General features: G+C 70.9%; 23 protein-coding genes and 1 riboswitch. Of the genes, 13 read left to right on the top strand and 10 right to left on the bottom strand.

What is annotated here, in order from left to right:
• From M2283_RS28590 to M2283_RS28580, 3 genes are all read right to left on the bottom strand, one after another.
• Entirely contained in the window at positions 1 to 930 is a 930-nt protein-coding gene (locus tag M2283_RS28590; RefSeq protein WP_280879288.1) for a 1-phosphofructokinase family hexose kinase, read from the bottom strand.
• Positions 931 to 1,017: 87 nt separating this feature from the next.
• Positions 1,018 to 2,229, bottom strand: coding sequence for an N-acetylglucosamine-6-phosphate deacetylase (gene nagA / locus M2283_RS28585; RefSeq protein WP_280879287.1), 1,212 nt, complete (start codon positions 2,227 to 2,229; stop codon positions 1,018 to 1,020).
• Positions 2,229 to 3,170 (bottom strand): ROK family protein, encoded by a 942-nt coding sequence (locus tag M2283_RS28580; protein WP_280879286.1) that lies wholly within the window; start codon positions 3,168 to 3,170, stop codon positions 2,229 to 2,231. The genes nagA and M2283_RS28580 overlap by 1 nt, the downstream gene beginning before the upstream one ends.
• A 174-nt stretch (positions 3,171 to 3,344) precedes the next feature.
• Between M2283_RS28580 and M2283_RS28575 the strand changes: the two genes are divergently transcribed.
• The 3 genes from M2283_RS28575 to otsB are packed head-to-tail and all read left to right on the top strand — an operon-like array spanning position 3,345 to position 5,766.
• A complete protein-coding gene (locus M2283_RS28575; protein WP_280879457.1) occupies positions 3,345 to 4,562 on the top strand; it encodes an ABC transporter substrate-binding protein in 1,218 nt (405 codons plus the stop codon).
• Positions 4,563 to 4,622: 60 nt separating this feature from the next.
• The gene (locus M2283_RS28570; RefSeq protein ID WP_280879285.1) at positions 4,623 to 4,856 is read left to right on the top strand and encodes a DUF3263 domain-containing protein; all 234 of its coding nucleotides are present in this window, start codon (positions 4,623 to 4,625) and stop codon (positions 4,854 to 4,856) included.
• Positions 4,857 to 4,896: 40 nt separating this feature from the next.
• On the top strand, positions 4,897 to 5,766 hold the full coding sequence (otsB, locus tag M2283_RS28565; protein ID WP_280879284.1) for a trehalose-phosphatase: 870 nt from the start codon (positions 4,897 to 4,899) through the stop codon (positions 5,764 to 5,766).
• On the opposite strand, the gene M2283_RS28560 is transcribed toward otsB, so the two are convergent.
• Complete coding sequence (locus tag M2283_RS28560; RefSeq protein ID WP_280879283.1) at positions 5,754 to 7,235, bottom strand: alpha,alpha-trehalose-phosphate synthase (UDP-forming); 1,482 nt, start codon at positions 7,233 to 7,235, stop codon at positions 5,754 to 5,756. The genes otsB and M2283_RS28560 overlap by 13 nt on opposite strands.
• Before the next feature lie 86 nt (positions 7,236 to 7,321).
• The gene (locus tag M2283_RS28555) at positions 7,322 to 8,266 is read right to left on the bottom strand and encodes a glucosyl-3-phosphoglycerate synthase (RefSeq protein WP_280879282.1); all 945 of its coding nucleotides are present in this window, start codon (positions 8,264 to 8,266) and stop codon (positions 7,322 to 7,324) included.
• A 170-nt stretch (positions 8,267 to 8,436) separates the two neighbouring features.
• Positions 8,437 to 8,591, top strand: a riboswitch (SAM riboswitch).
• A gap of 17 nt (positions 8,592 to 8,608) precedes the next feature.
• Between M2283_RS28555 and thrC the strand changes: the two genes are divergently transcribed.
• The 7 genes from thrC to M2283_RS28520 all read left to right on the top strand — a co-directional run bounded on the left by thrC (position 8,609) and on the right by M2283_RS28520 (position 16,626).
• The gene (thrC, locus tag M2283_RS28550; protein ID WP_280879281.1) at positions 8,609 to 9,898 is read left to right on the top strand and encodes a threonine synthase; all 1,290 of its coding nucleotides are present in this window, start codon (positions 8,609 to 8,611) and stop codon (positions 9,896 to 9,898) included.
• On the top strand, positions 9,895 to 10,170 hold the full coding sequence (locus M2283_RS28545; protein ID WP_124004081.1) for a MoaD/ThiS family protein: 276 nt from the start codon (positions 9,895 to 9,897) through the stop codon (positions 10,168 to 10,170). The genes thrC and M2283_RS28545 overlap by 4 nt, the downstream gene beginning before the upstream one ends.
• A gap of 451 nt (positions 10,171 to 10,621) precedes the next feature.
• On the top strand, positions 10,622 to 10,825 hold the full coding sequence (locus M2283_RS28540; RefSeq protein WP_004986573.1) for a cold-shock protein: 204 nt from the start codon (positions 10,622 to 10,624) through the stop codon (positions 10,823 to 10,825).
• Between the two features lie 286 nt (positions 10,826 to 11,111).
• Complete coding sequence (groL, locus tag M2283_RS28535) at positions 11,112 to 12,740, top strand: chaperonin GroEL (protein WP_280879280.1); 1,629 nt, start codon at positions 11,112 to 11,114, stop codon at positions 12,738 to 12,740.
• A gap of 222 nt (positions 12,741 to 12,962) precedes the next feature.
• On the top strand, positions 12,963 to 14,105 hold the full coding sequence (locus tag M2283_RS28530) for an NADH:flavin oxidoreductase (RefSeq protein ID WP_280879279.1): 1,143 nt from the start codon (positions 12,963 to 12,965) through the stop codon (positions 14,103 to 14,105).
• Between the two features lie 62 nt (positions 14,106 to 14,167).
• A complete protein-coding gene (locus tag M2283_RS28525; protein WP_280879278.1) occupies positions 14,168 to 15,073 on the top strand; it encodes a metallophosphoesterase in 906 nt (301 codons plus the stop codon).
• A gap of 14 nt (positions 15,074 to 15,087) precedes the next feature.
• A complete protein-coding gene (locus M2283_RS28520; protein WP_280879277.1) occupies positions 15,088 to 16,626 on the top strand; it encodes a carboxylesterase/lipase family protein in 1,539 nt (512 codons plus the stop codon).
• A gap of 10 nt (positions 16,627 to 16,636) precedes the next feature.
• Here the strand turns inward: M2283_RS28520 and M2283_RS28515 are convergent, their stop codons facing one another.
• Positions 16,637 to 17,209, bottom strand: coding sequence for a hypothetical protein (locus M2283_RS28515; RefSeq protein WP_280879276.1), 573 nt, complete (start codon positions 17,207 to 17,209; stop codon positions 16,637 to 16,639).
• A gap of 186 nt (positions 17,210 to 17,395) precedes the next feature.
• On the opposite strand from M2283_RS28515, the gene M2283_RS28510 reads away from it, so the two are divergent.
• Positions 17,396 to 18,913 carry a subtype B tannase gene (locus tag M2283_RS28510; protein ID WP_348538934.1) on the top strand — a complete coding sequence of 506 codons (1,518 nt, stop codon included), beginning with the start codon at positions 17,396 to 17,398 and terminating at the stop codon, positions 18,911 to 18,913.
• Here the strand turns inward: M2283_RS28510 and M2283_RS28505 are convergent.
• The 3 genes from M2283_RS28505 to M2283_RS28495 all read right to left on the bottom strand — a co-directional run bounded on the left by M2283_RS28505 (position 18,876) and on the right by M2283_RS28495 (position 22,327).
• Entirely contained in the window at positions 18,876 to 20,279 is a 1,404-nt protein-coding gene (locus M2283_RS28505) for a PTS transporter subunit EIIC (RefSeq protein ID WP_280879274.1), read from the bottom strand. The genes M2283_RS28510 and M2283_RS28505 overlap by 38 nt on opposite strands.
• A gap of 16 nt (positions 20,280 to 20,295) precedes the next feature.
• A complete protein-coding gene (murQ, locus tag M2283_RS28500; RefSeq protein ID WP_280879273.1) occupies positions 20,296 to 21,234 on the bottom strand; it encodes an N-acetylmuramic acid 6-phosphate etherase in 939 nt (312 codons plus the stop codon).
• 115 nt (positions 21,235 to 21,349) lie between these two features.
• Entirely contained in the window at positions 21,350 to 22,327 is a 978-nt protein-coding gene (locus tag M2283_RS28495) for a MurR/RpiR family transcriptional regulator (protein WP_280879272.1), read from the bottom strand.
• Between the two features lie 55 nt (positions 22,328 to 22,382).
• On the opposite strand from M2283_RS28495, the gene M2283_RS28490 reads away from it, so the two are divergent.
• Positions 22,383 to 22,766 (top strand): hypothetical protein, encoded by a 384-nt coding sequence (locus M2283_RS28490; protein ID WP_280879271.1) that lies wholly within the window; start codon positions 22,383 to 22,385, stop codon positions 22,764 to 22,766.
• Positions 22,767 to 22,773: 7 nt separating this feature from the next.
• On the top strand, positions 22,774 to 23,052 hold the full coding sequence (locus tag M2283_RS28485; RefSeq protein ID WP_280879270.1) for a DUF4031 domain-containing protein: 279 nt from the start codon (positions 22,774 to 22,776) through the stop codon (positions 23,050 to 23,052).
• On the opposite strand, the gene M2283_RS28480 is transcribed toward M2283_RS28485, so the two are convergent.
• On the bottom strand, positions 23,034 to 24,098 hold the full coding sequence (locus M2283_RS28480) for a GNAT family N-acetyltransferase (protein ID WP_280879269.1): 1,065 nt from the start codon (positions 24,096 to 24,098) through the stop codon (positions 23,034 to 23,036). The two genes, M2283_RS28485 and M2283_RS28480, sit on opposite strands and share 19 nt — an antisense overlap.
• Between the last annotated feature and the right edge of the window lie 10 nt (positions 24,099 to 24,108).

The following is a 24,108-nucleotide window of genomic DNA, read 5'->3' as shown; positions in this document are numbered from 1 at the left end:
TCATGCCACGCAGGCCTCTTTCGTAACCGCCACCCGCCCCAGCAACTCCTCGTACGCCCCCCGGTCGAACTCGCCCGCCACCGGCGCCAGTACGGTCGCCGACGACAGGGCGATCGCGCGGGACAGGCGGTCCGGCCATGGGAGTTGTTCGACCAGGCCCGAGAGCAGGCCCGCGACCGCCGAGTCGCCGGCGCCGGTCGGGTTGCCGTGCACCCGGGCGGGTGGGGTGGCGCGCCAGCGGCCCTCCGGAGCGACCGCCAGCAGGCCCTGCGCGCCCAGTGAGGCCACCACGGCCCGGGCGCCGCGCCTGCGGGCGTCCTGCGTGGCCCGCAACGGCTCGTGGGAGCCGGTGAGTTCGGCCAGTTCCTCGGCGTTCGGCTTGACGATGTCGGGGCGGGCGGCGACCCCGCGGCGCAGCGGCTCCCCGCTGGTGTCGAGCAGCACCGGTACCCCGGCCGCCCTCGCCGTCCGCACCAGCCCGGCGTACGCCCCCACCGGCACCCCCGGCGGCAGACTCCCGCACAGCGCCACCGCCGAGACCCCGCGCAGCAGATCCTCGTAGGCCTCCTGGAAGGCGGACCACTCGGCCGAAGTGACCGTCGGGCCGGGCTCGTTGAGCTGGGTCGTGTCGCCGCTGGTCTGGTCCACGACGGCGATCGTGCGCCGGGTCGCTCCGGCCACCGGCAGCAGCGCGACCACGACCCCCGCGGTGGCGGTGAGTTGCTCCTGTACGACCCGTCCGGTGGCGCCGCCCGCGAAGCCGGTGACCGTCACCTCGTGGCCCAGGGCCGCGAGCACGCGGGCCACGTTCAGGCCCTTGCCGCCCGGCCGTTCGATCACCTCGGTGACCCGGTGGGAGGCGTGCGGGCGCAGACCCCGTACGCGATAGGTGATGTCGAGAGCGGTGTTCAGCGTGACCGTGAGGATCACCTGGGCCGACCTCCCCCGGAGAAGGCGCACATGGACAGCGGCCGCCCCAGTGTTCCAGGACGGCCGCCACCTCAACAGCAGGACAGATCAACCCAGTTGGGGATCGACCACCCATTCGCCGCGCCGCATGACGCCCTTGAGGTCGAAATGATGGTCGAGAAGGACCAGGTCGGCGTACTTGCCGGGTTCCAGGGAGCCGATCTCGCCGTAAGCCCCCAGCAGCCGGGCCGGGTTGGCCGAGAGCGCGGCGACCGCGTCCTCGACGGGGAGCTTGTCGATCGTCACCGCCCGCTTGAACGCGCGGTCCAGCGTCAGCGTCGACCCCGCGATCGAACCGCCCTCCACCAGCCGCGCCACACCCTCACTGACCTCGACCTCCAACGGGCCGAGCATGTAACGCCCGTCGCCGAAGCCCGCCGCGTCCATCGCGTCCGTGATGAACGCGACCCGGCCCGCGCCCGCGTGATGGAACGCCAACTCCAGGGAGGCCGGGTGGAGATGCGTACCGTCGTTGATCAACTCGACGGTGATCCGGGGGTCTTCGAGCAGGGCGACGATCGGACCGGGGTCGCGGTGGCCGAGCGGCGGCATCGCGTTGAACAGGTGCGTGGCCACGGTCGCGCCCGCGTCGATCGCCTCGACCGTCTGCTCGTACGTCGCGTCCGTGTGGCCGATCGCCGCGATGACGCCGTGTTCGGCGAGCAGGCGTACGGAGTCGAGGCCGCCGGGCAGTTCGGTGGCGAGGGTGACCATCCTCGCCTGGCCGCGCGCCGCGTCGACCAGCTTGCGCACGTCCGCCGGGTCCGGGTCGCGCAGGAGTGCCTCGGAGTGGGCGCCCTTGCGGCACGGCGAGATGAACGGGCCCTCGAAGTGGATCCCGGCGAGGTCGCCCTGCTCGGCCAACTCCGAGAGGAGGCCCGCGCGTTGGGCCAGGAAGTCCATGTCGCCTGTGACGGTCGAGGCGACCAGGGTCGTCGTGCCGTGCAGGCGGTGGGTGTGGATGCCCTTGAGGACGTCCTCGATCGTGCCGGAGGTGAAGGAGGCTCCGCCGCCGCCGTGGTTGTGGATGTCGACGAAGCCGGGTACTAGCCAGTGGCCGGATACGTCGGTGACCTGGGCGTTCTCCGGTGCGCTGCCGGCGATTCGGGGGCCGTCGATGATTACGCGGCCGGCTTTGACCGTTCCGGTGGGGAGGACCACGTCGGCGCCGGACAGGATGTGGGGCGCGCGGCCGGATGCGGGCCTCGCGTCGAGGGTGGCTGATCGCGCAGTTCCCCGCGCCCCTGGGACGTTGTCCATCAGGCGGTTACCTCCGTACGGTCGGATGAGTCCAGGAGATCCCAGGCCAGCAGGCCCGCACCCAGGCATCCCGCTGTGTCGCCCAGGGCCGCCGGGACGATGGACGGCAGTTTCTGGAAGGTGACCCGTTGCCGGACGGCGTCCCGCAACGGTGTGAACAACGTTTCCCCCGCCTCCGCCAGGCCGCCACCGATGATCAGCGTGCGCGGATCCAGCAGGGTGAGAGCGGTGACGAGGCCGTCGGCCAGGGCGTCGATGGCGTCCTGCCAGACCCGTACGGCGTTCGAGTCCCCGGCCTCTACGGCCTTCGCGCAGTCGGCCGCGTCCGCGTCGGGGTTCCCCGTGGCCGCTGCCCATGCCTCGCTGACCGCCGCCGCGGACGCGTACCGCTCCAGGCAGCCGATCTGGCCGCAGGGGCAGGGGGTGCCGCCGGGGCGGACGACGATGTGGCCGATCTCGCCGGCGAAGCCGTGGGCGCCCGCCTCGACCCGGCCCGCGATGCCGATGGCGCCCGCGATGCCGGTGCCGAGGGGGACGAAGAGGAAGCGGTCGGCGCCCTGGCCGGCGCCGATCCGGCCCTCGGCGAGTCCGCCGGTGCGCACGTCGTGGCCGAGGGCGACCGGGACGCCGCCGAGCCGTGCGGCCAGCAGGTCGCGCAGGGGTACGTCCCGCCAGCCGAGGTTGGCGGAGTAGGCGGCGATGCCGCCCGGCTCGTCGACTATGCCGGGGACGGCGAGACCGGCGGCGGCGGGCTCGCCGAGGTGTTCGGCGCCGTACGCGCGCAGTTCGGCGGCGAAGTCGAGGATGCCCTCGACGACCGCGTCGGGACCGCGCTCGCGCCCGGTCGCCCGGCGGGCCCGGTGGAGCAGTGCGCCGTCCGCGCCGACCAAGGCGGCCTTCATCCCGGTGCCGCCCACGTCGAGGGCGATGACATGTCTCACGGGGGACAGTGTGACGCCCCGACCCGCGAGAGGTCTAGTCCACTTACGTGGTGTAGACCTATTGGGTCCATTTATTGAACGGCGAGACAGCAGGGTTGGAGCAAGGCAGTGCAGCGGCGGCAAGAGCGCCAGGGGCGCAGGACAGGGACGATCGCGGTGGGCTCCGCGCTGGGCATGACGGCGGTACTCGCCGGTTGTGGCCTGACCGGGGACTCCGGGGACGTCACCCTGAGACTCGTCGCCGCGGACTACGGCGACTCGACCGCCAACAGTTCGCAGAAGTACTGGGACCAGCTGGTCAAGGAGTACGAGAACACGCACTCCGGCGTGCAGGTCGAGGTCAGCGTCTACTCCTGGAACGACGTCGACCGCAAGGTCAAGGAACTGGTCGACGCCGGCAAGGCCCCCGACATGGCGCAGATCGGCGCGTACGCCGACTACGCGGACGCCGGTCTGCTCTACCAGGCCGACGATCTGCTCTCCATCCGCACGCAGGCCGACTTCGCCGCGCAGTTCGCCACCGCGGGGCAGGTCAAGGACGTGCAGTACGGCATGCCGTTCGCCGCCTCCACGCGGCTGCTCTTCTACAACAAGACCCTCTTCAAGGATGCCGGTCTCACCGCGCCGAAGACCTGGGCCCAGCTCGCCGCCGACGCGGCTGCGCTCAAGGAGCGGGGTGTGAAATACCCGTACGCCCTGCCGCTCGGTCCGGAGGAGGCGCAGGCCGAGACCATGCAGTGGGTGCTCAGCGGCGGGGGCGGCTACACCGACAGCTTCGGCACCTACGCGCTGGACTCCGCCGAGAACGTCGACACCTTCACCTGGCTCAAGGACGACCTGGTCGACAAGGGGCTGACCGGTCCCGTCGCGCCCGGCAAGCTCAACCGCGCCGCCGCCTTCTCGGCCTTCGCCTCCGGTGACGTCGGCATGCTCAACGGGCACCCCTCGCTGATGAAGATCGCCGAGAAGAAGGGCGTGAAGTTCGGCATGGTGCCGATGCCCGGGGTGAGCGGCCAGACCAAGTACTCCATGGGCGTCGCCGACTGGATGACGGCCTTCAAGCAGGGCGGTCACGCCGAACAGGTCGGCGACTTCCTCGACTTCGTCTACAGCGAGAAGAACGTGCTCGCCTTCTCCCGCGAGTACGACCTGCTGCCGGTCACCAACTCCGCCTCCGAGGTGATGGCCACGGCCGACCAGGACACCGACCTCAAGCCGTTCCTTCAGGAACTGCCGCAGTCCGAGCTCTACCCGGTCGGCAAGACCTCCTGGTCCACGGTCAGCGCGGCCGTCAAGAAGGACATAGGCAAGGCGGTCGCCCCCGGCGCCAACCCCTCGACGGTCCTGAGCCGGCTGGAGTCGACGGCGGCCAAGGAGGACAACAAGCAGTAGCCGGGGCGGGGGTTCCGCGGATGGCTCGCGTTGTCAGTGGCGGGGCCTACCGTTGGGTTCATGGAGCACGAGCAGCTGGGGGAGCGTGAGCGGGCCGTCCTCGCCCTGGAGCGCCGGGGGTTCGCGGGCCCCGGCGCCAAGGAGCGGGCGATACGGGAGGAGCTGGACCTGGCCCCGGTCCGCTACTACCAGCTGCTCAACGCCCTCCTGGACGACGAGCGGGCCCTCGCCCACGACCCGGTCACGGTGAACAGACTGAGACGGGTCAGGGACCGGCGCCGGTCGGAGCGCTGAGCCATGGGTGCGTCCCGCCCCGCCCGGTTAGGGTCACCGTATGGGCACCCCTTCGGACACGGACTCGACGCACTCCATGGACCCCCTGCCGACCCCGGCCACGCAGGCCGGCCGTGACGGACTCGCCGCGATCCTGCGACGGCCGGCCGCGACGGTCGTAGGCCTCGACTTCGACGGCACCCTCGCCCCGATCGTGCCGGACCCCGAACAGGCCCGCGCCCACCCCGGCGCGGTGACCGCGCTGGCCGCGCTCGCGCCGAAGATCGCCTCCGTCGCCGTGGTCACCGGCCGCCCGGCCGGCGTCGCGGTCCGGCACGGCGGTTTCGCGGGCGTGCCGGGGCTTGAGCACCTGGTCGTCCTCGGCCACTACGGCGCCGAGCGCTGGGACGCGGCCACCGGCGAGGTCAGCGCCCCCGCCCAGCACCCCGGCGTGGCCGCCGTCCGCGCCGAGCTGCCCGGGTTCCTCGACGGCATCGGCGCCTGGCAGGGCACCTGGATCGAGGAGAAGGGCCGCGCGGTCGCCGTCCACACCCGCCGCGCCGCCGACCCCCAGGCCGCCTTCGAGGCCCTGCGCGAACCCCTCACCGACCTCGCCACCCGCCACGGCCTCGTCGTCGAACCCGGCCGCCTGGTCCTGGAGTTGCGCCCCCCGGGCATGGACAAGGGCGTCGCCCTCCTCGAACACGTCCGCCAACTCTCCGCCGAGGCCGTCCTCTTCGCCGGCGACGACCTGGGTGACCTCCCCGCCTTCGCCGCCGTCGACAAACTCCGCTCCGACGGCATCCCCGGCCTCCTGGTGTGCAGCGGCAGCGACGAGGTGACGGAACTCAGGGAGCGGGCGGACCTGGTGGTGGACGGTCCTGAGGGAGTCGTACGACTGCTGCGGGCGCTGGCGGCTCAGCTCGCCTGATCCCGCAGCGCTTCCAACTGCTCAAGGAACCACTGCGCCGGCGGCAGCGCGGTCGCCGCTGCCGCCAACCGCTTGGTCCGCTCCGCCCGTTCCTCCACCGGCATCGACAACGCCTCGTGCAGTGCGCGCGCCGTCCCGATCACGTCGTACGGATTCACCACGATCGCGTCCTTGCCCAGCTCCTGGAAGGCACCCGCCTCCCGGGAGAGCACCAGCGCGCACCCCTCGTCGGAGACGACGGGCACCTCCTTGGCGACGAGGTTCATGCCGTCCCGGATGGGGTTGACGAGGGCCACGTCGGCGAGCCGGTACGCGGCCAGCGAGCGGGCGAAGTCGTCCTTGACGTGCAGCACGACGGGCGTCCAACCGGGCGTCCCGTACTCGGAGTTGATCTCGTCCGCGACCCGCTGCACCTCGGCGGTGTAGTCGCGGTACACGGCGAGGTCCTGCCGCGAGGGGTAGGCGAAGGCCACGTGCACGACCCGCTCCCGCCACTCGGGGTGGTCGTCGAGCAGCTGCCGGTACGCCAGCAGCCCGCGCACGATGTTCTTCGACAGCTCGGTCCGGTCCACCCGGACGATCGTCCTGCGGCCCTCGCCGATCTCCTCGCGCAGAGCCGCCATCCGCTCCTCGACGTCCGCCTCGTGCGAGCGGGCGTGCAGGAACTCGGCGTCGGCACCGAGGCCGTGGACACCGATGAGCGTCCGGCGAGTGATCCGCTCCTGGTGGGTGGTCCCGTCCTTCTGAACGTGCTCGATGGCCCGCGGGGCGCCCGACGGCCAGGTGGAGAGCCAGCGGTCGGGGTCGACCGCACCCGCGCACTCCTGGAACGCCGTCGCCCACCGCCAGGTCAGGAACGCCACCCGGTCCGCCCCGAGCATGCCCTCCATCAGCCGCGCCTGGATGTCGTCGGGCAGCATCCGGAAGTAGTCCACCGGCGCCCACGGCGTGTGCGAGAAGTGCCCGATCCGCAGGTCGGGGCGGAGCTCGCGGAGCATCCCGGGGACCAGACACAGGTGGTAGTCCTGCACCAGCACCGCCGCACCCTCGCCCGCCTCCTCGGCCAGCGCCTCGGCGAACGCGCGGTTGTACGTCTCGTACGACGCCCACTGGCGCCGGAACTCCGCGTCGAAGACCGGCTCCAGCGGCGTCTGGTACAGCATGTGGTGCACGAACCACAGCACCGAGTTGGCGATGCCGTTGTACGCGTCCGCGTGCACGTCGGCCGGGATGGCGAGCATCCGCACGCCGTCCTCGCCGACCCCGCGCCGCACGGCCTCGCGGTCGCCCTCGGACAGCGCCGAGCACACCCACAGCGCGCCCGCGTCCGGCCCGATCGCCGACAGACCGGAGACCAGCCCGCCGCCACCGCGCCGGGCGGCCAGCGAGCCGTCCTCCTGGACGTCGTAGGAGACCGGGCCGCGGTTGGACGCGACCAATACCTGGGCAGCGCCCTGCGTGGAAGCCATACGCCACAACCTAGCCCGGCCGGGAAACGCTCAAACGTGTGAGTGCACGCGCTAGCAGGCCGTATACGGCATGTGACCTGCTGTCGTCAGGCGACCTTGCGCTGCGCGTACTCCGCGATCTCCACCATCGGCGGCCGCTCCTCCGTGTCCACGGAGTAGGTGCGCGGCTCGAAACCGTCCTCGCCCCGCTCGAACTGGGTCAGTGAGGGGCGGATCAGGTGCCCGCGGGCCAGCCGGAGCTGGGCGGTGCGGTAGATCGCGGCGGCCATGCGGCCCAGCGCCTGCCCGTCCTGGTGCCGGTGCTTGCGCACGCCGACGTCGACCTGGGCCAGTGCGTCCAGGCCCACCAGATGCAGGGCGTCGACCAGCATGCCCAGCTCGACGCCGTACCCGACCGGGAACGGCAGCTGTTCCAGCAGGCTGCGGCGGGCCGCGTACTCGCCGCCCAGCGGCTGTACGAAGCCGGCCAGCTGCGGCCAGTGCATGTTCAGCAGCGGGCGCGCCATCAGCTCGGTGACCCGGCCGCCCTGGCCCGCGGCGCCGCCGAGGGGGCGGTCGTACATCGCCTTGACGAGGTCGATGCCGGGATCGGTGAGCAGCGGGCCGACGATGCCGGAGACGAAGTCCGAGGAGAACTCCTTCAGGTCGGCGTCGATGAAACAGACGATGTCGCCCGTGGTGACCAGGAGCGAGCGCCACAGCACCTCGCCCTTGCCGGGCACGGGCGGGATGTGCGGCAGGATGTCGTCGCGGTGGACGACCCTCGCGCCGGCCGCCGCGGCGACCTCGGAGGTGCGGTCGGTGGATCCCGAGTCGACGACGACGATCTCGTCGACGAGCGGGACCTGCTGCATGAGGTCGTGACGGATGACGGCGACGATGTCGCCGACGGTCTCCTCCTCGTTGAGCGCGGGCAGCACGACACTGACCGACTGGCCCGTGCGGTGCTTCGCGGCCAGAATCTTGTGGAGCGGGCGATCGGTCACGGACCAGGAGCGGGTGCTCAGCCAACGCTCGACTTCGTTCAGCACAGTGCGCGGCTCCTCTGCGATCTCTCGGCGAGTGGATCATGTGTGATCCATCTCGCGGTTCGGACGGCTAGCTCAACTGTCCTGGCCTTCGGTTACAGTCTTGAACAACGCTGATGACCATCGCATGTCGGAGATCGTCGGCACCCACAACTGCTTATACAACCGCATACCGCTCATCCAGAGGGGCAGAGGGATACGGCCCGATGAAGCCCCGGCAACCCTCCAGCCGGTCTCGTAGATCAGTGTTGATCGTTACGCGAGGCTCCCGGCTAGGGAAGGTGCCAAATCCGTCTCGCGGCGAGATGCGTCGTGAGGAAGATGAGGAGAAAGGGCCTCGCCTCCATGGCTGTGCAGACTGTTGCAAGCACCACCGACTCCACCGTAGACCTCGGCCCGGCTGCGGCGCTCTCCTGCCGTGAGTGCGGCCACCGGGTACCGCTCGGACCGGTCTTCGCCTGCGAGGAGTGTTTCGGCCCGCTCGAGATCGCGTACGACTTCTCGGCCTACGACACTGAGGAGCTCCGCAAGCGGATCGAAGCGGGTCCCGCGAACATCTGGCGTTACGCGCCGCTGCTGCCCGTCCCCGCGGACGTGGCGACCAAGCCGAACATCAACCCCGGCTGGACCAAGCTCGTCCAGGCCGACAACCTCGCGCGCGAGCTGGGTGTCGACGCCGGCAAGCTCTTCGTGAAGGACGATTCGGGCAACCCGACGCACTCCTTCAAGGACCGCGTAGTCGCCCAGGCCATCGAAGCGGCCCGTGCCTTCAACTTCACCACCCTCTCCTGCTCCTCCACCGGCAACCTGGCCGGCGCGGTGGGTGCCGCCGCCGCGCGCGCCGGTTTCCGCTCCTGCGTGTTCATCCCGCATGACCTGGAGCAGGGCAAGATCGTCATGGCCGCGATCTACGGCGGCGAGCTCGTCGGCATCGAGGGCAACTACGACGACGTGAACCGCTTCTGCTCCGAGCTGATCGGCGACCCGGCCGGCGAGGGCTGGGGCTTCGTCAACGTCAACCTGCGGCCGTACTACGCGGAGGGTTCCAAGACCCTGGCGTACGAGATCTGCGAGCAGCTCGGCTGGCAGCTCCCCGACCAGCTCGTCGTGCCGATCGCCTCCGGCTCGCAGCTCACGAAGATCGACAAGGGGCTGCAGGAGCTGATCAAGCTCGGCCTCGTCGAGGACAAGCCGTACAAGATCTTCGGTGCCCAGGCCGAGGGGTGCTCGCCGGTGTCCGTCGCCTACAAGGCGGGCCACGACGTGGTCCGCCCCCAGAAGCCGAACACCATCGCCAAGTCGCTGGCCATCGGCAACCCGGCGGACGGCCCGTACGTCCTGGACATCGCGCGCCGGACCGGTGGTGCGGTGGAGGATGTCAACGACGAGCAGGTCGTCGACGCCATCAAGTTGCTGGCCCGGACCGAGGGCATCTTCGCGGAGACCGCCGGTGGCGTGACCGTCGGCGTCGCGAAGAAGCTGATCGAGAACGGTCTGCTGGACCCGACCAAGACCACGGTCGTGCTGAACACCGGCGACGGCCTCAAGACCCTGGACGCGGTGGCCGGTACCGGTCTGACCGCCACCATCCGCCCGAACCTCGACTCCTTCCGAGAGGCAGGCCTCGCATCATGAGCGTCAAAGTCCGTATCCCGACCATCCTGCGTCCCTACACGGGTGGCGAGGCGGAGGTGACGGCCGAGGGCGCGACCCTCGGCGAGGTCATCGCCGATCTGGAGAAGAACCACACCGGTATCGCCGCGCGCGTGCTGGACGACCAGGGCAAGCTGCGGCGGTTCGTCAATGTGTACGTGAATGACGACGACGTGCGGTTCGAGCAGGGGCTGGAGACGGTGACCCCGGACGGTGCGGGTGTCTCGATCATCCCCGCTGTCGCGGGTGGCTGATCACGGCCGGCCGACGGCTGATAATTACCGTCGGTAATAGCGATTACCGAGAGTTCATCTGATTGCCCCCTCCGTGAGAGAAGCGGAGGGGGCAATTCAGTGGGGTTGAGCGAGGTACAGTTGGGGAACGCGCCGCCGATCTACGGGTCGGCCTCCCCGGAAACCTGCTGCACGGGCGACAAGAAGTAGCCAAAGTAAGCAGGTTTTTTGTGTGTTTTGCGCCTTTTATGGAGCCCGACTTGCCCTGAATTCTGGCGAATTCTCGGCAGATTCCCGACCGGTCGTGCCCTGAATTCTCGTCGGATTGACCTGTTGCAGACGGCAGTTGGACGGATACATTCGGCCGCGGTCGACGCGTTCCGGCGCACGCCCCCAATCCGTGGGGGGTGAGGTCTGACCCGGATCCGCGAAGTGTGGATCCGTGCAAGGGCCAGTAATAGGGGAGTTAGGCATGGCTCAGGGCACCGTCAAGTGGTTCAACGCGGAGAAGGGGTACGGCTTCATCGCGGTCGACGGTGGTGCGGACGTCTTCGTCCATTACAGCGCCATTCAGATGGACGGCTACCGCACCCTGGAAGAGGGCCAGCGGGTCGAGTTCGAGATCTCGCAGGGTCAGAAGGGCCCGCAGGCCGACATGGTTCGCGTCACCGCCTGAACATTTCACATGGCGAGGGGTCCGCATCCGGCAGGGTGCGGGCCCCTCGCCGTGCGTGGTGGAGGGGCCCGGGCGCCTGCCCGATCCCCGAGAGCCGCTTGCACTCGCAGGGGGCGAGTGCTAATCATTGGCGTTAGCACTCTGAAGGTGAGAGTGACAAGAAGGACCGAGTCGGTGAGGCCCGCAGGCCAGGTGGGGCAAGGAACCACGGGGCATGCGAGCCGTCCGTCGCGGGCGCGGGCGCGGTCCGAAGGAATCACCCCCAGTCCTGGAGGGACCACTTCACATGGCCAAGATCATCGCGTTCGACGAGGAGGCGCGGCGCGGCCTCGAGCGCGGCATGAACCAGCTCGCGGACGCCGTGAAGGTGACGCTCGGCCCCAAGGGCCGCAACGTCGTCCTCGAGAAGAAGTGGGGCGCCCCCACGATCACCAACGATGGTGTCTCCATCGCCAAGGAGATCGAGCTCGAGGACCCGTACGAGAAGATCGGCGCCGAGCTGGTCAAGGAAGTCGCCAAGAAGACGGACGACGTCGCCGGTGACGGTACGACCACCGCGACCGTGCTCGCCCAGGCCCTCGTCAAGGAGGGTCTGCGCAACGTAGCCGCCGGCGCCAACCCGATGGCCCTCAAGCGCGGTATCGAGAAGGCCGTCGAGGCCGTCTCCGGTGCCCTGCTCGAGCAGGCCAAGGATGTCGAGACCAAGGAGCAGATCGCCTCCACGGCCTCCATCTCCGCCGCCGACACCCAGATCGGCGAGCTCATCGCCGAGGCGATGGACAAGGTCGGCAAGGAAGGCGTCATCACCGTCGAGGAGTCCCAGACCTTCGGTCTGGAGCTGGAGCTCACCGAGGGTATGCGCTTCGACAAGGGCTACATCTCGGCGTACTTCGCCACCGACATGGAGCGGATGGAGGCGTCGCTCGACGACCCCTACATCCTGATCGCCAACTCCAAGATCGGCTCCGTCAAGGACCTGCTCCCGCTCCTGGAGAAGGTCATGCAGTCGGGCAAGCCGCTGCTGATCATCGCCGAGGACGTCGAGGGCGAGGCCCTGTCGACCCTGGTCGTCAACAAGATCCGCGGCACCTTCAAGTCCGTCGCCGTCAAGGCCCCGGGCTTCGGTGACCGTCGCAAGGCCATGCTCGGCGACATCGCCATCCTCACGGGCGGCGAGGTCATCTCCGAGGAGGTCGGCCTCAAGCTGGAGAACGCGTCCCTGGACCTCCTGGGCCGCGCCCGCAAGGTCGTCATCACCAAGGACGAGACCACCATCGTCGACGGCGCCGGGTCCTCGGACCAGGTGGGCGGCCGGGTCAACCAGATCCGCGCCGAGATCGAGAACAGCGACTCGGACTACGACCGCGAGAAGCTGCAGGAGCGCCTGGCGAAGCTCGCCGGCGGTGTCGCGGTCATCAAGGCCGGCGCTGCCACCGAGGTGGAGCTCAAGGAGCGCAAGCACCGCATCGAGGACGCCGTGCGCAACGCCAAGGCGGCCGTCGAGGAGGGCATCGTCGCCGGTGGCGGCGTGGCCCTGCTGCAGGCCTCCGCGGTGTTCGAGAAGCTGGAGCTGACGGGTGACGAGGCGACCGGCGCCAACGCCGTGAAGCTCGCCCTTGAGGCCCCGCTCAAGCAGATCGCCGTCAACGGTGGTCTCGAGGGCGGCGTCGTGGTCGAGAAGGTCCGCAACCTGACCGTGGGTTGGGGTCTGAACGCGGCCACCGGTGAGTACGTCGACATGATCGCCGAAGGCATCATCGACCCGGCGAAGGTCACGCGCTCTGCCCTGCAGAACGCCGCGTCCATCGCCGCGCTCTTCCTCACCACCGAGGCCGTCATCGCCGACAAGCCGGAGAAGGCCGGTGCCGGCGCGGGCGCCGGTGGCGGCATGCCGGGCGGTGACATGGACTTCTGATCGGCCTCTGGTTGATCAACGTCCTTACCGAGGGCGGCACTTCCTGGCGACAGGGGGTGCCGCCCTTCGGCATGTCCGGGATCACGTACCCGGTCACGTGGCATGGATCACAGCGGGAGACGCCGGCGGGCCGGAATGAGGCGACCGGCGCGGGTGTTGAACGTTGACCGACGTTCAATGCATACGCACATACCATCCGGTACCCCCAAGGAGTTCCCCCACGTGACCGCCTCCGCCCACACCTCCACGTCCCCCTCCGCCTCCCGCGCGGCCGAGATCCTCTCCCGGCCGATCGCCCTCAACGGCCTGACCGTCCCCAACCGCATCGCGATGGCGCCGATGACCCGCCAGTTCTCCCCGGGCGGGATCCCCGGCGAGAACGTGGCCTCGTACTACGCGCGCCGCGCCGGAGCGGGCGTCGGTCTCATCGTCACCGAGGGCACCTACGTCGGACACGAGTCGGCCGGGCAGAGCGACCGCATCCCGCGGTTCCACGGCGAGGAGCAGCTGGCGGGCTGGGCGAAGGCCGCCGACGCGGTGCACGCGGCGGGCGGGCGGATCGTGCCGCAGCTGTGGCACATCGGCATGGTGCGCGAGCAGGGCCAGCCGCCGTACGCCGACGCCCCCGCGGTCGGCCCCTCGGGCCTGCGGATCGGCGCCACCGAGCCCACCGGCAGGGCGATGACCCAGGATGACCTGGACGACGTCATCGACGCGTTCGTCGAGGCCGCGGTCGCCGCCGAGCGGATCGGCTTCGACGGGGTCGAACTGCACGGCGCCCACGGCTACCTGCTCGACCAGTTCCTGTGGGCCGGCACCAACCGCCGTACCGACTCCTACGGCGGTGACCCGGTCGCCCGTACCAAGTTCGCGGCGGAGCTCGTCGGGGCGGTCCGGGAGGCCGTCTCCCCCGAGTTCCCGATCATCTTCCGCTACTCGCAGTGGAAGCAGGACGTCTACAAGGCCCGTCTGGCCGAGACCCCCGAGGAGCTGGAGTCGATCCTGGCCCCCCTCGCCGCGGCCGGCGCCGACGCCTTCCACGCCTCCACCCGCCGCTACTGGCTCCCCGAGTTCGACGGCTCCGACCTCAACCTCGCCGGCTGGACCAAGAAGCTCACCGGCAAGCCCACCATCACCGTCGGCTCGGTCGGCCTCGACGGCGACTTCCTCAAGGGCTTCAAGGGTGAGGGCGCCCCGCTCAAGGGCATCGACGACCTCCTGGACGCGCTGGAGCGCGAGGAGTACGACATGGTCGCCGTCGGCCGTGCCCTGCTCCAGGACCCGCAGTGGGCGTCGAAGATCCTCGCCGGCCGCTTCGACGAACTGAAGCCGTACGACGCGGTCGCCCTCAAGACCCTGAGCTGAGCGGCGGAAGGCCGAATCCGGGCCGATGACCCCGGGAGGGTGCTGGGCTAGCGTTCCGTCGTATGCGGATCATTCATCTGTCCGACACGCATCTGGACCGCACCGACGCCCCCAACGGGCGTGGTGTCAACGCGACCGAATCCCTCCGTCTCATGCTCGGCGAACTGCGCCACCAGCGAGACGTCGACGCGGTCTTCGTCACCGGCGACATCGCCGATGACGGGGCCGTGGAGGCGTACACGACCGCCCGTGAGCTGATTACGGAGTTCGCCCGGCGGTGGAACGCGCCGGTGTTCTTCACCACCGGGAACCACGACGAGCGCGAGGCGTTCGGCAAGGTGCTGGGGAGTGGGCACCTGGCGGCGGACGGCACCGAGCGGGCCGAGGCGGTCGTCGGGTCGGCGCGGGGTGAGCGGGCCGCGGTGAGCGAGGTGGGCGGCTGGCGGGTCGTGACGTTGGACTCGCTGGTGCCGGGCAAGGTGCACGGGTGGCTCGGGGACGAGCAACTCGACTGGTTGCGGGGGGTGTTGGCCACCCCGGCCGACGCCGCGCACGGCACGATCCTCGCCTTCCACCACCCGCCCCTCGCCCTCGACGTCGAGACGCAGCGCGTCTTCGGGCTGCGCAATCCGGACGCCCTCGCGGACGTCATCCGGGGAAGCGACGTCCGGGTCGTCCTCACCGGTCACTTCCACCTCCAGCTCTTCGGGCTGCTGGCGCGGGTCCCGGTCTGGGTGACCCCCGGCGTGGTCAACCGCATCGACCTGACGACACGGCCCGGCACGGAACGCGCGGTGCGCGGCGCGTCCGCCTCGCTGGTGGAGCTGGGCGGCGCGACGGGCCCGATGTTCCACACCTTCCACGCCCGCGATCCCCGTGCCCACGAGACGGTGTACGAGCTGGACGAGGAGCGGACGCGGGAGCTGATCGAGCGGTACGCCGGGGCCGACGAGTCCCGGAACTCATGAGTGAGGAGCAGTCGATGACGACCAGCGAGCCCGCGGGGACTGTCGTGCGGACCGCCGCCGGGGCGGTGCGCGGGCGGCGGGAGGACGGGCTGACGGTGTTCCGCGGCATCCCGTTCGCCCAAGCCCCGGTCGGCGAGGCCCGGTTCGCCGCGCCGCGGCCCGTCCGGAGCTGGGACGGCACCCGGGAGGCGTACGCCTTCGGGCCGCCGCCCCCGCAGGAGTCCGGCATCCAGGGCTTCAAGGGCCCGGCGACCGAACCCACGGGCGACGACTGGCTGACGGTCAACGTCTGGACCCCGGACGCCGATCCGGCCGCCCGGCGCCCGGTCATGGTCTGGATCTACGGCGGCGCCTACAAGCTCGGCCACGCGGCCAGCCCCGGCTACGACGCCCAGCACATCGCGCGCGAGGGCGACTTGGTCGTCGTCACCTTCAACTACCGCCTGGGCATGGAGGGTTTCGCCCGCATCGACGGAGCGCCCGCCAACCGCGGACTGCTCGACCAGGTGGCGGCCCTGGAGTGGGTACGGGACAACATCACGGCGTTCGGCGGGGACCCCGGACAGGTCACCGTCTTCGGGGAGTCGGCCGGGGCCGGGTCGGTGGCGTCGCTGCTGGCGATGCCGAGCGCACGGGGCCTGTTCGGGCGGGCGATCGCGCAGAGCGTGCCCGGCACGTTCTTCTCCGACGAACTGGCCCGCGACATCGCCGCGGCCATCGCCGAGGAGGCGGGCCTGCGCCCGACGGCAGCCGACCTCTCCACCCTCGCCCCGCATCAACTCGCCCCGGTCGGCGAGGCGTTGGGCCAGAAGATGCGGGCGTTCGGCGACCGGTGGGGCCAGGTGGCCGCGACGGCGACCCCCTTCGCCCCGGTCGTCGACGGCGAGGTCCTCCCCGTCTCCCCCTGGGAGGCCCTGGCGGCGGGCGCGGCCCGGGACGTGGACCTCCTCACCGGCCACAACCGCGACGAGTACCGGCTGTTCGTGGTCCTGGCCCAACTGTCCGGACTCGCCGCCGAGGTCGGCGACGAGCAGACGGCGTGGGCCCTGCGGACCTACGCGCCCCAGCCGGACGGCGAGCGCTCCTACCGCGCCGCCTTCCCGGACGCCACGCCGGGCGAGCTCTTCGAACAGGTCTGGACGGACTGGCTGTTCGCCATGCCGACCCTGCGGCTGGCCGAGGCGCAGCTCAAGGGCGGCGGCCGGGCCCACGTCTACGAGCTGACCTGGCCGGCCCCCGGCAGCGGCGGTGTCTTCGGCGCCTGCCACGGCCTGGACATCCCGCTGCTCTTCGGCACGTACGCGGCCGACCTCGGCATCCTGCTGTTCGGGGGCGTGGAGGTACCCGCGGAAGCACGGGCCCTGTCCACCCGATTCCGCTCCTCGTGGACGGCGTTCGCACGCGGCGGCGACCCGGGCTGGCCGGCGTACGACGGAGAACAGCGCCTGGTCCAGGTCCTGGACGTGGACCCGCAGGTCATGCCGTACCCGAGGGAGAGCTCGCGCCGCCTCTGGGAGGGGTACGAGTTCCGGCCGCTGTCGTTGCCCAAGTAGCGGGCGGCGCCTACAGGTTGCCCAGGGGTTCGATGTCGACCTTCACCGGCGTGCCCCACACCCGCAGCACCTCGTAGTCGGTGAACTCGTGCACGAGCCGGTACGCCATGGCGGCCCGCGGGGCACGGCGCTGGGCGGTGAGATACAGCTCGGCCTCGTGCCGGTCCCGGCGTGGCGTACCGCACAGCTGCCACTCCTGCCCGTTCCACAGCTCCGGCAGCCAGCGCTCCTGGGGCTGCGGGCGGTCGGAGCGGACGCCGTAGCGGGACGAGGCGGTGGTGTCGGCGGCCCTGGCCGGCATGGCGGGTCCGTTGAACTCGGCGCGGCGGGCGGAGCGGCGGCGGGTCTCGCAGAGCAGGCACAGGTCGTGGGCGTTCTCGTCGACCGGGCCGTTGGGATGCTCGGGGCAGCGGGTGGCGGGCGCGGCGCCGGTGACGCTCTCGTCCAGCAGGGCCAGGGCGCGGCGCAGATCGGCCCTGGCCTCGTGCAGCTTGGTGTCCGGGGTGTCGGTGGAGAGCGCCTCGCCGTGCTCACCGAGGAGCCGGAGGGCGCGACCGAGGGCGGTGAGCTGGGCGTGGTTCACGGTGGGAGCCTTTCAAATGCGCACGGTTCAGGCCAACCTGCCGCCCCGGACCAGGGATTGTTGACGATTTTGGCGGCAACTCATCGGATTCACAGGAGGTCTTAAGGAACCACTGTTGCACTCGTGCCGCACGAGCCGCCCAGAGAAGAGACGGAAGTGAAGCGAGTGAAGCGCAGAACTGTGGTCATGGGGCTCACCGCGGCCGCTGCGGCCCCGTCCGTCGGGTTCGCCACCGGCGCCCGGGCCGCGACCTCGAAGGGCACCGCGTCCGGGACGGACGCCTCGCTGGTCTTCGACCCGAGCGCCTACACCGAGCTCACCATCGGCATCACCGACACCGAGGGCACGGCCCACTCGGTGACGTACCACTTCCACAAGGTCGCCAGCTACGTGGCGAACCCGGTCGACGTCACCTACCAGGGCCTCAACGTCAGCGTCCCGGTGTCGGTGGACGGGACGGCCGTCGACGCGACCGCCGCGCCGATCCTGTTCGCCAACTCCGTCGGCGGCTACATGCCGTCCTCGGTGGCGAACGCGACCGGCATCGGCGGCGCGGGCGGACCCGGCGGTCCGGGAGGTCCCGGTGGCCCCGGCGGCGGTGACAGCGGCCCGAACCGCACCCAGCTCTCGCTCCTCGCCGGATACGTGGTCGTCGAGCCGGGCGCCCGCGGCCGTACGCTCGTCGACTCCTCCGGTGTGTACTACGGCGTCGCGCCCGCCGCGATCGTCGACCTCAAGGCCGCCGTGCGCTACCTGCGGTTCAACCGGGGCCTGATTCCCGGGAACGTCGAGCGGATCGTGTCGTCCGGTACGAGCGCGGGCGGCGCGCTGTCCGCGCTGCTGGGCGCGTCGGGCGACAGCCCGCTCTACGAGCCGTACCTGAAGGCGCTGGGCGCGGCGGACAGGAGCGACGCGATCTTCGCGAGCGGTGACTGGTGCCCGATCACCGACCTCGAACACGCGGACATGTCCTACGAGTGGTGCTGGGCCGACAACCCGCTCGCGGACGGCACCTCGGTGGACCAGACGATCGCGGCGGACCTGAAAGCCGAGTTCACGGGCTACTTGGCGGCCCTGCACCTGACGGCCCCGGGCTTCGGCCGCCTGACCGTCCGCAACCTCGACGACTACCTGGTCAGGACCCACCTGGAGCCCTCGGCCACCCGCTACCTCGCGGCCCTCTCGGACGCGGACCGGACGACGTACCTCACGGCCAACCCGTTCATCACCTGGTCCGGCGACCGGGCCACCTTCACCTGGGCGGACTTCCTCACCCATGTCGGCGCCCGCAAGAAGAGCGCGCCGTCCTTCGACGCGTTCGACCTGTCGACGCCGGAGTGCAACGAGTTCGGCAACGGCACCACGATCGCCCGCCACTTCACGCGCTACGGCCAGGAGCACGACACCTCCGGCTCCACCGCCACCCGCCTCGACAGCGACATTCCCGAGAAGCTGCACTCGATGAACCCGATGTACCACCTGGTCGACAAGGTCAACCCGCACCGCTCCCGCCACTGGTGGATCCGCCTCGGCACCAAGGACAGCGACACCTCCCTCACCATCGCGTCCAACCTCGCCGCCCGCCTGCGCGACCTCGGCGACGACGTCGACCTCAAGTACTACTGGGACGCGGGCCACGGCGCCGACAACGACCCCGCCGACTTCGTCACGTGGATCGCACAGGTGTCGGGGCATCGGCTGTAGGGACAGCGGGCCTGAACAGCGCGTACGTGGCGAGAAAGCCGACCAGGTAGCCGGTCAGCAGCCCACCGCCGTAGACGGCCACCGTCAGGGCCGGGCTCCTGTTCCCCGCGAGCAGCGGGAACAGGGCCCAGCCCGAGGGGCCGATCGCCGTCGCCCCCACCCGGTCGCCGAGCAGCGCGAAGAACCCGACGAAGGCACCACCGGCCGCGCCACCCGCGCAGGCGGTGAGGAAGGGGCGCCCGAGGGGCAGCGAGACGCCGTAGATGAGCGGCTCGCCGATCCCCAACAGCCCAGCGGGAAGCGCGGACTTGATGGTGGTCCGCAGAGAAGCGTCGTGCCGCGACCGGACGTACACGGCGATCGCCGCACCCACCTGCCCCGCGCCCGCCATCGCCAGCAACGGCAGCAGCACGGTGTACCCCTGCTGCTCGATGAGCGTGGTGTGGATGGGGATCAGCGCCTGGTGCAGCCCCAGCATGACCAGCGGCAGGAACAGCCCGCCGAGGATCAGCCCCGCGAACGGTCCCGCCGTCTCCAGCAGCCAGTTCGCCCCCGTACCGATGGCCGAGGAGAGCGCGCCGGCCGCGTACATCAGCCCGTAGAGCGTGGCGAGGCCGGCGAGCAGGACGGTCAGGGTGGGGGTGACCAGCACGTCCAGGGTGGCCGGCACCCAGGTCCGGCACCACTTCTCGATGTACGTCGCCAACAGCGCGGCGGCGAGCGCGCCGAGGACGCCGCCCTGACCGGGGGAGAGCGCGACCCCGAAGGCGGTCACCTTGGCCACGCCCGGGTAGACGACGATCGCGGCGACGGCCCCGCCGAGCACGGGCGTACCGCCGAACTCCTTGGCCGTGTTGTAGCCGACGAACACGGCGATGAGGGCCATGAACCCGGAGGCGACGGCGGCCAGCGCCGGGGTCACCCCTGCCGGCCAACCCAGGTTGAGGAGCAGCCCGTTGAGCCCGGCGAGGATGCCGCAGCCGATGAGGGCGGGGATGAGGGGGACGAAGACGTTGGCGACGCGACGGAGGGCGAGCTTGAGAGGGGTGGCGTTACGGAGCTTCTGCTCCTCCTTCAACTGGCCGCCGAGGAGGGCCAGTTCACCGGCGGCCGTCGATGTCGCGAGCATCCCCTCGAACTCGTCCGTCACCCTTCCCACCACCCCCGGCCCGAGCACGATCTGATACGTGTCGTCGGCCACGACACCGAGCACCCCCGGCACGGCCCGCACCCCCTCCTCGTCCACGAGTGACCGGTCGGCGAGCCCCAGCCGCAGCCGGGTCATGCAGTGGGCGACGGAGGTGACGTTGGCCGCCCCTCCCACGAGGGGGAGGAGCGCGGCGGCGAGATCCCGGGGGGTAGGCATCCCCCGAGAGTGCTGGTCAGCGGGGTGCCGCCGCCAGCGCGGCACGCAGATGTCCCCCGGACTCCTCCAGAAGGCGGGCGGCCGTCGGTCCGTCGACCCCGGCGAGGACCGTCAGGATCGCGTTCTTCACCTCGCCGTCGGTCGCCGCGAGCGCCCGCTCGATCTCCTCGTCCCCGGCGCCGGTGGCGAGCGCGACGATCCGACGGGACCGGGCCCGCAGCTTCTCGTTCGAGGCGCGTACGTCGACCATCAGATTCCCGTACGTCTTGCCCAGCCGGATCATCGTGATCGTGGAGAGCATGTTGAGCACCAGCTTCTGAGCCGTCCCCGCCTTGAGCCGCGTCGACCCGGTGACCAGCTCCGGCCCCACGACCACCTCGATACCGTGCTCGGCGGCAGCGCCGAGCGCACTGCCCGCGTTGCAGGAGAGCCCGACGGTCAACGCGCCGAGCTCGCGGGCGTGTTGGACGGCGGCGATGGCGTACGGGGTCCGGCCGGAGGCGGAGATGCCGACGACCGTGTCGGCGGGCGTGAGGGTGAGAGCGTCGAGGTCGGCCCGCGCGAACTCGGCGGAGTCCTCGGCCCCTTCCACGGACGTCACCATGGCCTCCGGCCCACCCGCGATGAGCCCGACCACCTCGTCCGGGTCGGTGTTGAAGGTCGGCGGACACTCGGAGGCGTCCAGCACACCGAGCCGCCCGGCGGTCCCGGCACCGGCGTAGATCAGCCGCCCGCCGTCGGCCATCCGCCCGGCGATGGCGTCGATTGCGGCGGCGATCTCGGGAAGTCGCCGCGCAACGGCAGCCGGGACCGTGGCGTCCTCGCCATTCATGAGCCGGGCGATGTCGAGGGTGGGGAGCTGATCGATGTCGGCCAAGTCCGGCCGAAAGGCCTCGGTGGTAAGGGACTCCAACTGGGCTTGCAGATCACGGGGGTTGTTGGAGGTGGAGGTCATGGAAGGCGGCTCTTTCAATCGTGCGGTAACGGTGACATGCCTGTAAGGGGCGCGGGGAAGTGCGCGACCAGCCCCATCGGACCCGCGCATCCCCACAACCGGTCGAAGTTACGGTCTACCGACGGTGCCGATGCGCCAGCGCCTCATACGACGCGGCCAGCGCAGGCGCAGCCATCTCATACGTCCGTTGCGCCACTCCAACGAAGAGACAGTCCACCACCAACAACTGACTCGTCCGAGAGGACATCGCGGCGGGCCGCAACTCACTCTCCCGAGCCGTGGACGTCGTCAACACATGATCCGCATACTGAGCAACCGCCCCGTTGGGCCGCCCGGTGATCGCCACCGTCGTAGCACCCCGCTCGAAGGCGACCCGCAACGGCTCGATGACATCCCCGGTGGACCCGGAATGCGTGATCGCGATGGCCACATCCCCGGCCCGCAACTGCACGGCATTGGTGACGGCAAGATGCGGATCACTGTGCGCGTGGGCTATGAGCCCTATCCGCAGCAGCTTCTGCGTGAGGTCCTGGGCGACCAGCCCGGACGCCCCGATGCCGTACACGTCGATGCGCCGGGCGGCAGCGGCGGCGGTGACCGCCGCCCCCAACTGCACCGTGTCGAGCCCCGCAGCGGTGTCCGCGAGGGTCTGCTGTTCGTCGTAGGCGAGTTTCGCGACGACGTCGGCGATGGGGTCGTCGACGGCGATGTCGGTGGTGATGGCGGGCGCGCGCCCGGACTGCTGCTGGGCGGCGAGGCCGGCCAGGGCGAGGCGCAGGTCGCGGTAGCCGGGGTAGCCGAGCAGCCGGGCGGTGCGTACGACGGTCGCCTCGCTGGTGCCGGTGAGCTCGCCGAGACCGGTGACCGTCAGGGCCGCGCAGCCGGCGGGGTCGTTCGCGACGGCCTCGGCGACGCGCTGCATGGAGCGGGTCATCGAGGGCGCGAGGGTGCGGACCTTGGCGGCGAGGGCGGCGGGGGCGGGCGGGGCGATGCCTGGCCCGACGTGGGCGCCGGCACCGGCGGAGGCGCGCGAACCGGCCTGGGCGGCGGGCCCGGCACGGTTGGCGAAAATTTCCTTCACTTCCTGGGTCACGTATGAAAGATATTTTCGGCTCGGTGTTGTGGTCAAGAGTGCGCACAATAGGGGCATGGACCTCATCGACCCCCTGGAGCAGGCGTTGCACGCGGCACGCGCCCTCGTGCTCGCCGATCTGGCCGCGGGCGCGGTCGCCGAGGCGGACGTGGTGTCGCTGGTCGAGGACTCCGTCGTGCAGCGGCGCTGGTGGGTCGAGCAGTGGCCGGAGGGCGCCGAGTACGTCGCTGGCCTGGTCGCCCAGGACGTCCAGGACGCCCTCCTGGAGCGGTACGGCCGCTGGCCGCTGTGCCCGGTGTGCGGCGCCGGCGACCCCCATGCCCTGGAGGTCGAGCCCGAACTGGGCCCCGACCCGCACTGGGTCTGCCACCAGGCCGGCGTGAAGGTCGCGGCGGTCGGCACGCTTGGCCCGGCCACGGGCGGGATGACGTCCTCATGAGGCGCTCGTGACGATCTACATCGACCCCCCGACCTGGCCCGGCCACGGCCGCATGTGGTCCCACCTCGTCAGCGACGTCTCGTACGACGAACTCCACGTGTTCGCCGAGGCGTTGGGCGTGCCGAGGCGTGCCTTCGAGCGGGACCACTACGACCTGCCGTCGCATCGGTACGGGGACGCGGTGGGGGCGGGGGCGGTGGAGGTCAGCAGCCGGGAAGTGGTGCGGTTGCTTACGGGGGCGGGGTTGCGGCGGCCGAAGGGGCGGGTTCAGCCCCCCAGTTCGTAGGCCAGCTCTTCCTCGTCCTCGCCCACCTTGGTGTACCCCACCCGCGAAACCACCGCCTGGGACGCCACGTTGTCCCGGTCGATCGTCGCGAAGAGGGAGTTCACGTCGTCCCGGGCCAGGGCCCACTGGGAGAGGGCGCGCAGGGCCTCGGTCGCGTAGCCGCGGCCGCGGGCGCCTTCGACGAGGTCGTAGCCGACCTCCGCGCGGCCGTCCTCGTCGGGGACGCCGTGGAAGCCCATGCCGCCGACCGCGAGGCCGTCCTCGCGGATCAGGGCGAACAGGCCGAACTCGGGTCGGTGCGTGCCTGCTTCGTAGGCCTTGAGGACCATCCCGGACGCTTCCCGGGTCCCCGAATAGGGGCCGCCGACGACCCAGTTGAAACCGCCGTCGCCGCCCGTGGCCAGGTCGGCGAGGGCCGCGGGGGTGACGCCTTCGAGGGTGAGGCGGTCGGAGTGCAGGACCAGGTTGTTGTTCCAGCGCCAGTCGGTGCGCAGGGCGCGACCGGGCAGGGGGATGCGGCCGGTGGCGTGGAGGAGGGTGCGCCACGGATCGGGGTCGGGCTGGACGTGCGGGAAGATGCGGGTGACGACGAACTCGGCCAGTGCGGAAGGCGGTTGGTACGGCAGGCCGAGGCCCTCGGCGATGTCGTACGTGTGCACCAGCACCTCCGCCATTCCCATCGCGGCGAAGCCCTCGCGGTTCGCGCTGCGGAAGGGGTACGGGTGGAAGGCGCGGACCTCGCGCGGGGTGGTGCGGAGCGTGGCGGCGAACAGGGCGCCGGTCGTCTCGATGACCTGCACGACGCCCGCGTTGTCGATGTCCTCCTCGGGGACCAGCTCGAAGGGCACGTAGGCGTCCTGCGCGCGTCCCGCCAACTGCCCCGCGTACGCGATCAGATCCTCGGCGATGTGGAACGCCGTCCGCCGGCAGTCCCACTCCAGCCCCCCGGCCGGCACCGACTCCCAGTCCCGGTCCAGCGCCATCCGCAGCGTCGCCGCACAGCCCGCGACGGCTTCTTCCACCCGTTCCACGCCCCATTCACGCATGCGTCGCACA

The sequence above is a fragment of the Streptomyces pseudovenezuelae genome (assembly GCF_029892565.1).
In the GTDB taxonomy this organism is placed as follows: domain Bacteria; phylum Actinomycetota; class Actinomycetes; order Streptomycetales; family Streptomycetaceae; genus Streptomyces; species Streptomyces pseudovenezuelae_A.
The sequence above is the reverse complement of the archived record's forward strand: the minus strand, read 5'-3'. Positions and strand labels throughout refer to the sequence as shown.

Coding starts and splice junctions, on each gene's coding strand:
- otsB (WP_280879284.1), top strand. CDS start 4,897: ATGGGCACCCCTTCGGACACGGACTCGACGCACTCCATGGACCCCCTG.
- M2283_RS28525 (WP_280879278.1), top strand. CDS start 14,168: ATGCGGATCATTCATCTGTCCGACACGCATCTGGACCGCACCGACGCC.
- murQ (WP_280879273.1), bottom strand. CDS start 21,234: ATGACCTCCACCTCCAACAACCCCCGTGATCTGCAAGCCCAGTTGGAG.
- M2283_RS28480 (WP_280879269.1), bottom strand. CDS start 24,098: ATGCGTGAATGGGGCGTGGAACGGGTGGAAGAAGCCGTCGCGGGCTGT.
- M2283_RS28570 (WP_280879285.1), top strand. CDS start 4,623: ATGGAGCACGAGCAGCTGGGGGAGCGTGAGCGGGCCGTCCTCGCCCTG.
- M2283_RS28510 (WP_348538934.1), top strand. CDS start 17,396: ATGGGGCTCACCGCGGCCGCTGCGGCCCCGTCCGTCGGGTTCGCCACC.
- M2283_RS28560 (WP_280879283.1), bottom strand. CDS start 7,235: ATGGCTTCCACGCAGGGCGCTGCCCAGGTATTGGTCGCGTCCAACCGC.
- M2283_RS28490 (WP_280879271.1), top strand. CDS start 22,383: ATGGACCTCATCGACCCCCTGGAGCAGGCGTTGCACGCGGCACGCGCC.
- M2283_RS28540 (WP_004986573.1), top strand. CDS start 10,622: ATGGCTCAGGGCACCGTCAAGTGGTTCAACGCGGAGAAGGGGTACGGC.
- nagA (WP_280879287.1), bottom strand. CDS start 2,229: ATGGACAACGTCCCAGGGGCGCGGGGAACTGCGCGATCAGCCACCCTC.
- M2283_RS28575 (WP_280879457.1), top strand. CDS start 3,345: ATGACGGCGGTACTCGCCGGTTGTGGCCTGACCGGGGACTCCGGGGAC.
- M2283_RS28505 (WP_280879274.1), bottom strand. CDS start 20,279: ATGCCTACCCCCCGGGATCTCGCCGCCGCGCTCCTCCCCCTCGTGGGA.
- thrC (WP_280879281.1), top strand. CDS start 8,609: ATGGCTGTGCAGACTGTTGCAAGCACCACCGACTCCACCGTAGACCTC.
- M2283_RS28545 (WP_124004081.1), top strand. CDS start 9,895: ATGAGCGTCAAAGTCCGTATCCCGACCATCCTGCGTCCCTACACGGGT.
- M2283_RS28520 (WP_280879277.1), top strand. CDS start 15,088: ATGACGACCAGCGAGCCCGCGGGGACTGTCGTGCGGACCGCCGCCGGG.
- groL (WP_280879280.1), top strand. CDS start 11,112: ATGGCCAAGATCATCGCGTTCGACGAGGAGGCGCGGCGCGGCCTCGAG.